This window comes from Oceanibaculum pacificum, from assembly GCF_001618175.1.
GTDB classification, from domain to species: Bacteria; Pseudomonadota; Alphaproteobacteria; order Oceanibaculales; family Oceanibaculaceae; genus Oceanibaculum; species Oceanibaculum pacificum.
The window spans coordinates 1-6842 of sequence record NZ_LPXN01000064.1; the positions used below are offsets into that span (position 1 = coordinate 1).

8 protein-coding genes are annotated in these 6842 nt (G+C 64.6%); all 8 read right to left on the reverse strand.

The window, feature by feature from the left end; all coding sequences use genetic code 11:
- The coding region (locus AUP43_RS04840) for an ABC transporter ATP-binding protein (RefSeq protein WP_157089239.1) at positions 1 to 435 on the reverse strand (435 nt) is incomplete at its 3' end.
- A 7-nt stretch (positions 436 to 442) separates the two neighbouring features.
- Positions 443 to 1258 (reverse strand): ABC transporter permease, encoded by an 816-nt coding sequence (locus tag AUP43_RS04845; protein ID WP_067553332.1) that lies wholly within the window; start codon positions 1256 to 1258, stop codon positions 443 to 445.
- Positions 1255 to 2154, reverse strand: coding sequence for an ABC transporter permease (locus AUP43_RS04850; RefSeq protein ID WP_067553334.1), 900 nt, complete (start codon positions 2152 to 2154; stop codon positions 1255 to 1257). Before AUP43_RS04850 ends, AUP43_RS04845 begins: the two co-directional genes overlap by 4 nt.
- A gap of 248 nt (positions 2155 to 2402) precedes the next feature.
- Positions 2403 to 3116: a TetR family transcriptional regulator C-terminal domain-containing protein gene (locus AUP43_RS04855; protein ID WP_067553336.1), complete on the reverse strand. Its 714-nt coding sequence runs from the start codon at positions 3114 to 3116 to the stop codon at positions 2403 to 2405.
- Between the two features lie 145 nt (positions 3117 to 3261).
- Positions 3262 to 4362, reverse strand: coding sequence for an ABC transporter substrate-binding protein (locus tag AUP43_RS04860; RefSeq protein WP_067553338.1), 1101 nt, complete (start codon positions 4360 to 4362; stop codon positions 3262 to 3264).
- Positions 4363 to 4495: 133 nt separating this feature from the next.
- Entirely contained in the window at positions 4496 to 5305 is an 810-nt protein-coding gene (gene phnE, locus AUP43_RS04865; RefSeq protein WP_067553340.1) for a phosphonate ABC transporter, permease protein PhnE, read from the reverse strand.
- 80 nt (positions 5306 to 5385) lie between these two features.
- The gene (phnD, locus tag AUP43_RS04870; RefSeq protein ID WP_067553342.1) at positions 5386 to 6372 is read right to left on the reverse strand and encodes a phosphonate ABC transporter substrate-binding protein; all 987 of its coding nucleotides are present in this window, start codon (positions 6370 to 6372) and stop codon (positions 5386 to 5388) included.
- A gap of 83 nt (positions 6373 to 6455) precedes the next feature.
- On the reverse strand, positions 6456 to 6842 hold a 387-nt coding region (locus tag AUP43_RS04875), incomplete at its 5' end, for an ATP-binding cassette domain-containing protein (RefSeq protein ID WP_157089240.1).

Below are 6842 nucleotides of genomic sequence, written 5' to 3' on the forward strand. Positions count from 1 at the left end.
GCGCTGGCGCTGGCCGCCGGACAGCTCGTTGGAGCGGCGGCTGCCATAGCCGCCCAGCTTGATCATCTCCAGCGCGGCGTCGACCTTGCGGTCCAGCTCCGCCTTGTCCAGCCGGTCCTTGCGCAGCCCGTAGGCGATGTTGTCGCGCACGCTGAGATGCGGGAAGATCGCGTAGCTCTGGAACACCATATTGGTCGGCCGGCGGTTGGCCGGCACATAGGTCATCTCCTGCCCGTCGATGAGGATATCGCCGTCGCTCGGCAGCTCGAAGCCGGCGATCATGCGCAGCAGCGTGGTCTTGCCGCAGCCCGAGGAGCCCAGCAGCGAGAAGAACTCGCCGCGCGCGATGGCGAGGTCCACCCCGTCCACGGCGGTCACGCCGCCAAAGCGCTTGCTGACGGCGCGGATATCGATGAAGGCGGCGTCTTTCGTCATGGCGCACTCACATGTCGGGTTGCTTGTCGGGTTGGACGCCGCGCCGGCGCAGCCATTCGGCAAGGACGATCAACAGGGTGGAGCCCAGAATGATCAGCGTGCCCAGCGCCAGCACGCCGGGCAGCCGCTGCGGGAAGCGCAGCTGGCTCCAGATATGCACCGGCAGGGTGGTCTCGGTGCCGGTGAGGAAGAAGGCGATGATGAATTCGTCGAAGCTGATGGTGAAGGTCAGCAGCAGGCTGGCGACGATGCCGGGAAAGACGATGGGGAAGGTGACCCGCCAGAAGGTCATCCAGGCGCTCTCCCCCAGATCGAGCGAGGCTTCCTCAAGGCTGCGGTCGAACCCCTCGAAGCGCGACAGCAGCACGCCGACGGCAAACGGCACGCACAGCAGCACATGGCCAATGGCGACCGTGTAGAGCGACAGGGTCAGGCCCAGCCGGTTCACCAGAATCAGCAGCGACAGGCCCAGAATGATCTCCGGTATCACCAGCGGCAGCATGACCAGCCCGAAGATCGGCCTTTGCAGCGGGAAGCGGTAGCGCGTCATGGCGCGCGCCGCCAGGATGCCCAGCAGCGTCGAGAAGACGGCGCTGAACACCGCCACCTTCAGGCTGTTCAGCAGCGCGTCGAACAGGCGCGGCGTCTCCCATAGCTGGTCATACCATTTCGTGGTGAATTCCTTCAGCGGGAAGGACACGAAGATGGAATCATTGAAGGAGAAGACCGGCAGCACCAGGATCGGCACGTACAGGAAGGCCAGGTACAGCGCCGCATAGCCCATGCGCACGCGCCGGCCGGTATCGCGCGTCGCGTCGCTCATCGGATCGCTCCCGTGCCGCGCTTGGCCAGCCAGATGGTCAGGCAGGCGATGGCGGTCACCGCCAGCATGGTGCTGATCGCCAGGGCGGAGCCCAGCGGCCAGTTATTCGCCTTGCCGAATTGCGCCTGGATGATGTTGGCGATCATCACCCCGCCGGTGCCGCCGACCAGGGTGGGGGTCACGTAATCGCCGACCGTGGGGATGAAGATCAGCAGCGAGGCGGCGATGACTCCCGGCATGGACAGCGGCAGCGTCACCCGGAAAAAGCGCCGCACCGGCCCGTCGCCCAGATCGGTCGCGGCCTCCAGCAGGGTGCGGTCGATCTTCTCCAGCGACACGTAGATCGGCAGGATGGCGAAGGCGGCCCAGGCATGGGCCAGCGTCACGATCACCGAGAACGGATTGTACAGCAGGAATTGCAGCGGTTCCGCGATCACGCCCAGCGACATCAGCCCGGAATTGATGACGCCGTTATAGCCCAGGATCACCTTCCAGGAGAAAACCCGCAACAGGTAGCTGGTCCAGAACGGCAGGGTCAGCAGGATCAGCCAGAGCAGCTTGTGCTTCTTCACGTCGAAGGCGACGAAATAGGCCATCGGATAGGCCAGCAGCACGGTGATCAGCGTCACCAGGCCGGAAATCATCACCGAGCGCAGGAACAGCGTGTGGTAGATGTCGCGCGTCGCCACGTCGGCGTAATTCTTCAGCGTCAGGGTGGTGTCGAGCGTTACATAGCTCTGCGACCAGAAGCTGTAGGCCACCATCAGCATCAGCGGCACCGCCATGGCGGCCAGCACCACGAACAGGGTGGGCGAGATCAGCGTATAGCCGCGCAGCGCCTCGTGCCGGGCCAGCAGCAGATGCAGCCGGTCCAGCAGGCCGGCGGACGGTGTCATGGGCGATGCTGCGCTCTCCGCACGGTCGGTCAACCGGGCCCTCTCCCCTCGCTTCTCCGCATCCTCGCCGGATGACGCCCCCAGGCTCCGCCCGTCTGTAGCGGCGCGGTTACCTGCTCATATCTATTCGGAAAATGCCGGGTTTCGCAAGGGAGAGCAGGGGGCGCGTTGCACGACCGATATCCAGTGGCCGGAAGCGTGGATTTCCGGCACAAGGCGGGGTGACGGGGGGGAGTATGGGAGGGCCGCTACGCCGCCGAGGCGGCTCCGCGTTTGGCGGTGAAGTGGCGGGGGAAGACGCCGGCCAGGAACAGCAGGCAGACGCGCCGCGCCGCCGCGCGGTCGAAATGCGCGGGGGTGAGAAGCTGGTCCAGCCACAGACCGTCAGCCAGCGCCATCAGCCCGTTGGCGGCGTCCTCGGCGTCGATATCGGCATAGCCGCCGGTCTCCACCAGCTCGCGGCAGATCGCGCGGATCGCCTCCAGATGCTCGCTATCCTGGCGCTCGCAGACCGCCAGATAGGTCGGCCGGGAGCGCGCCTCGCCCCAGAAGGCGTACCAGACGGCGATCTTCTTGCGGTTGCAGACGGTGGGGTGGAACTCGGCATCCACGATGGCGGTCAGCCGGGCGGCCGGGTCGGCCCCGGCCTCGGCCACGGCGGCGCGCCAGAAGCCGGTATATTCGTCGGCCAGATGGGTCAGCGTCTCGACCAGCAGGGCGTCCTTGCTGGTGAAGTGGAAATTCACGATGCCGCGCGACAGGCCGGCCCCTTCGGAAACCTTGGCCAGGGTGGTGTCGGCGAAGCCGCTGCGGGCGATGGAATCGATGGTCGCCTCGATCAGCTTCAGGCGCGTGGCTTCCTTCGCGGCGGCACGCTGCGTGCCCGGCCGCTGCGTGCGGAGTTGCGACTGGCTTTTCGGGGGGCGGCCCCGCTTCGCTGCGACCCGTGGCGCCTCTGCCATCTATCCCTCAATCCCACCCTGGCGCCTACGACGGCGGCCAATGGCGGGTATGTTTCGCCTAAAATTGCGGCAAAATCCAGCGGCACGCCGTCGCAGACGAAAAACCCCGCCGCAGCGGGGTTTTCCTTGATCCTGCCGGCAGGGGCTATTGGCCGGACATGGCGCGGATTTCCTGCCACATCTGCACCAGCGCATCCTTGTTCGGCAAGGTGCGCTGGAAGATGCCAGCGGCCAGGAAGGCGTCCGCATCGGTCGGCAGCTCGGCCTTCTGCACCAGGGCGGCATCCATGCTCTTCAACGCCTTGGTGTTGGCCGGGCCATAGCCCATCTCGGTTACCAGGAAGTGGCTGGCGCTGTCGTTGATGTTGGAATCGATCAGCGTGTGCGCCTTGGCGACGTTCTTCGATTCCTTATGCATCACGAAACCGCAGACGAAGGTGATGATGCCCTTCGGCCGCATGAACTTCACCGGCAGTTCCTCGGCCTTCATCTCGGTGTAATGGTCGTTCCAGGTGATGGCGGCGACCACCTCGCCCGAGGCGACGGCCTGGACCAGCGTGGTGGAATCGCTGGTGACCATGCGCAGATTCTGCGCCAGCGCGGTCATGTGCTCGCGCACCTTCTTCTCGTTTTCCGCACTCAGCGGCTCGTACGGGTCGATGCCGATATGCAGGGCGGAGATGGCGAAGGTGTCGTCCACGCCTTCCAGCGCGGCCACCCGGCCCTTATATTTCGGGTCCCACAGAATGTCCCAGCTTTCCTTGCCGGCATATTCCGGGGCCAGGTCGGTGCGCACAGTCACCGAGGTGTTGCCCCAATATTGCGGCACGAACCAGACCTTGCCGCCCTCGGCCGCCATGCCCTTGATGTTGCGTAGGGATTCCGGCAGGGCGTTCCAATGGCTCAGCTTCGACGGATCGATCGGCTGCAACAGCCCGGCATCGCGCCAGCGCGGCACCTCGTAGGTGCAGGGCGCCATGACGTCCGGCTTGAAGCCGCCCATCATCTTGGCGAAGGCCTCGTCCTCGTCGGCGAACAGCGCGCTGTCCGGCGTCGCCTTGTACTTCTTCTCATATTCCTCGAAGAAAGCCGGCTCGGCCAGGTTTTCCCAGGTGAACAGCGTCGCCTCGGCGGCGGCTGCCGGGCGCGGGCCGGCCAGCGTCAGGAAGGCCCCGGCCGCCGCGGCGATCATCGTCGCCGAAAGCAAGCCGGTGCGGGCAGGGTGGTCGCTTGTTATCTTGCTCATGTCGTCTCCCAGTCGATGCAAATGGCGTGGCGACGGCGCTGTGGCGATGCGCTCCTTTTCGCCCGACTTTATATCGGCTGGAAGACGCCGCCAATCGGCTAAAATCGGTATCCGGACACCTTGTCGCCGGGCCTCAGATGAACATCTTGCGCAGGCGCTGGGAGACGACGTCGAGCAGGCTGACGGTGACGATGATGATGATCATCACCGCGCAGGTCTGGGCGAAGTAGAAGCCGCGGATAACCTCCCACAGCACCACGCCGATTCCACCCGCCCCGACCATGCCGACCACGGTGGCCGAGCGGACGTTCGATTCGAAGCGGTACAGCGCGTAGGATATCCACAGCGGCAGCACCTGGGGGATGACGCCGAACACGATTTCCTGGATCGCGTTCGCGCCAGTCGCGCGGATGCCCTCGACCGGGCGCGGGTCGATGGCTTCAACCGCCTCGGAGAACAGCTTGGCCAGGACGCCGGTGGTGTGGATGAACAGCGCCAGCACGCCCGCGAACGGCCCCAGACCGACCGCGACCACGAACAGCATGGCGAACACCATCTCGTTGATCGCTCGCAGCGCGTCCATCAGGCGGCGCACCGGCTGGTTGATCCACCAGGGGGCGATATTCTCCGACGCCAGCAGGGCGAAGGGCACGGCGGTGACGATGGAGAGCACGGTGCCCCACAGCGCGATCTGCACCGTGGTGACCATCTCCTCGATATAATATTCCCACTGCCGGAAATCGGGCGGGAAGAAATCCTTGGCGAAGGTCGCCATGTTGCCGGCGTCGGTTATCAGGTCGAGCGGGCGCATCTCGGCACCCTCCCAGGACCACACCAGAACGGCGAGGAACAGGCCCCAGCCCAGATAATACAGCAGGGATTTCTTCGCGTCGCGGCGCGGAAAATCGATCGCGCTGGGGGCGTTTTCGGTCTGGCTCGTCATGACCAACTCCTTAAGGCGGAATGGCGGATGCAATTCGGGCCGGAACGCGGTCGCGCCCCGGCCCGAGGGCAGGCAAGAGATCAGTTGGTCTTCGACTTCTTGTTCAGCTCGTCGAGCTGGGCGTTGATTTCCGCCAGCTTCTTCTGCTTCTCGTCGGCGGCCATCTTGTCGTCATTCTCGATGCGGGTCTTGGTGCGGAACAGCTCAAGCTGACGGATCGGGATCAGCTGGTCGTTGCTGCTCTCGCGGAACGGGCCCCAGGACAGGCCCGCCAGCACCTTCTTCTCGGCCTCGACGTTCGAGCCCTTCACGCCGTAATCCATGAAGAAGGTCTTGATCTTGCCCTTCATCTCAGCCGGCAGGTCGGCACGCCAGACGATCGGGTCGGACGGGATCAGCGGGGAACGCCAGATCTCCTTGATCTGGGCATACTTCTCCGGGAAGTTCTGCTTGATGCGGTCCATGCTCTCGGTGTTGTTGGTCGCGAGGTCGACCTGCTTATTGGCGACGGCCAGGGCGTTGGTCTCGTGGTTGGCGGTGACCATGCGCTTGAAATGCTGCTTGGCGTCGATGTTGTTCAGCGCGAACACGTAGTAGCTGGGCACCAGGAAGCCGGAGGTCGAGTTGGGATCGCCGTTGCCGAAGGTGTAGGCCTTGCCGTCCTTCACCAGGTCTTCCAGATTGTTCACCGGCACGTCCTTGTGCGCGATGATCATCGAGTAATAGCCGGCGCTGCCGTCGGCGGCGACGGTCTGCACGAAAATCTCGCCATTGGCGCGGTCCACGGCTTCCATAGCCGACTTGTTGCCGTACCAGGCGATATCGACCTTCTTGAAGCGCATGCCCTCGATGATGCCGGCATAGTCCGGCGCGAAATAGGCATTCACCTTCATGCCCAGCTTCTTTTCCATATCGGCCAGGAAAGGCTGCCAGACGGTCTTTAGATTCTGTGAGGACTCGGTCGAGATGATGCCGAAATTCAGCTCTTTCATGTCCTGCGCCGAAACGGCGCCGGCGGTCAGCGCGGTCGCGGCGACCACGGCACCCGCAAGGAATTTGCGAAGCATTCCACTACCTCCTGATAAAAATCACACCGGGTCGACCCGGTTTCCCGCGCCTTCCCCCGGAAGGCGAAGCTGTTTGCGTTGGCTCAGGTCGCGGCGGCGACCAGGGCGGGCTTGCGCAGCGTGGCGACCTTCTGCTGGCCGCTGAAATCCCCAAGGATCAATTCCTCGCTGTCCGCGCCGTAGAGCTCGCGCAGGAATTCCGGCGTCAACGCCTCGCTGGGGCCGTCATAGATGATCTGGCCGGCCCGCATGGCGACGGTGCGCGGGCAGTAGCGCAACGCGTAATCCACCTGATGCAGGGAGACGACGACCGTGATGGCGTCCTCGCGATTGATGGTGGACAGGATTTCCATTACCCGGCGCGCCGATTCCGGGTCGAGCGAGGCGATCGGCTCGTCGGCCAGCAATATTTCGGCCTGCTGCACCAGGGCGCGGGCGATGGCGGCGCGCTGCTGCTGCCCGCCCGACAG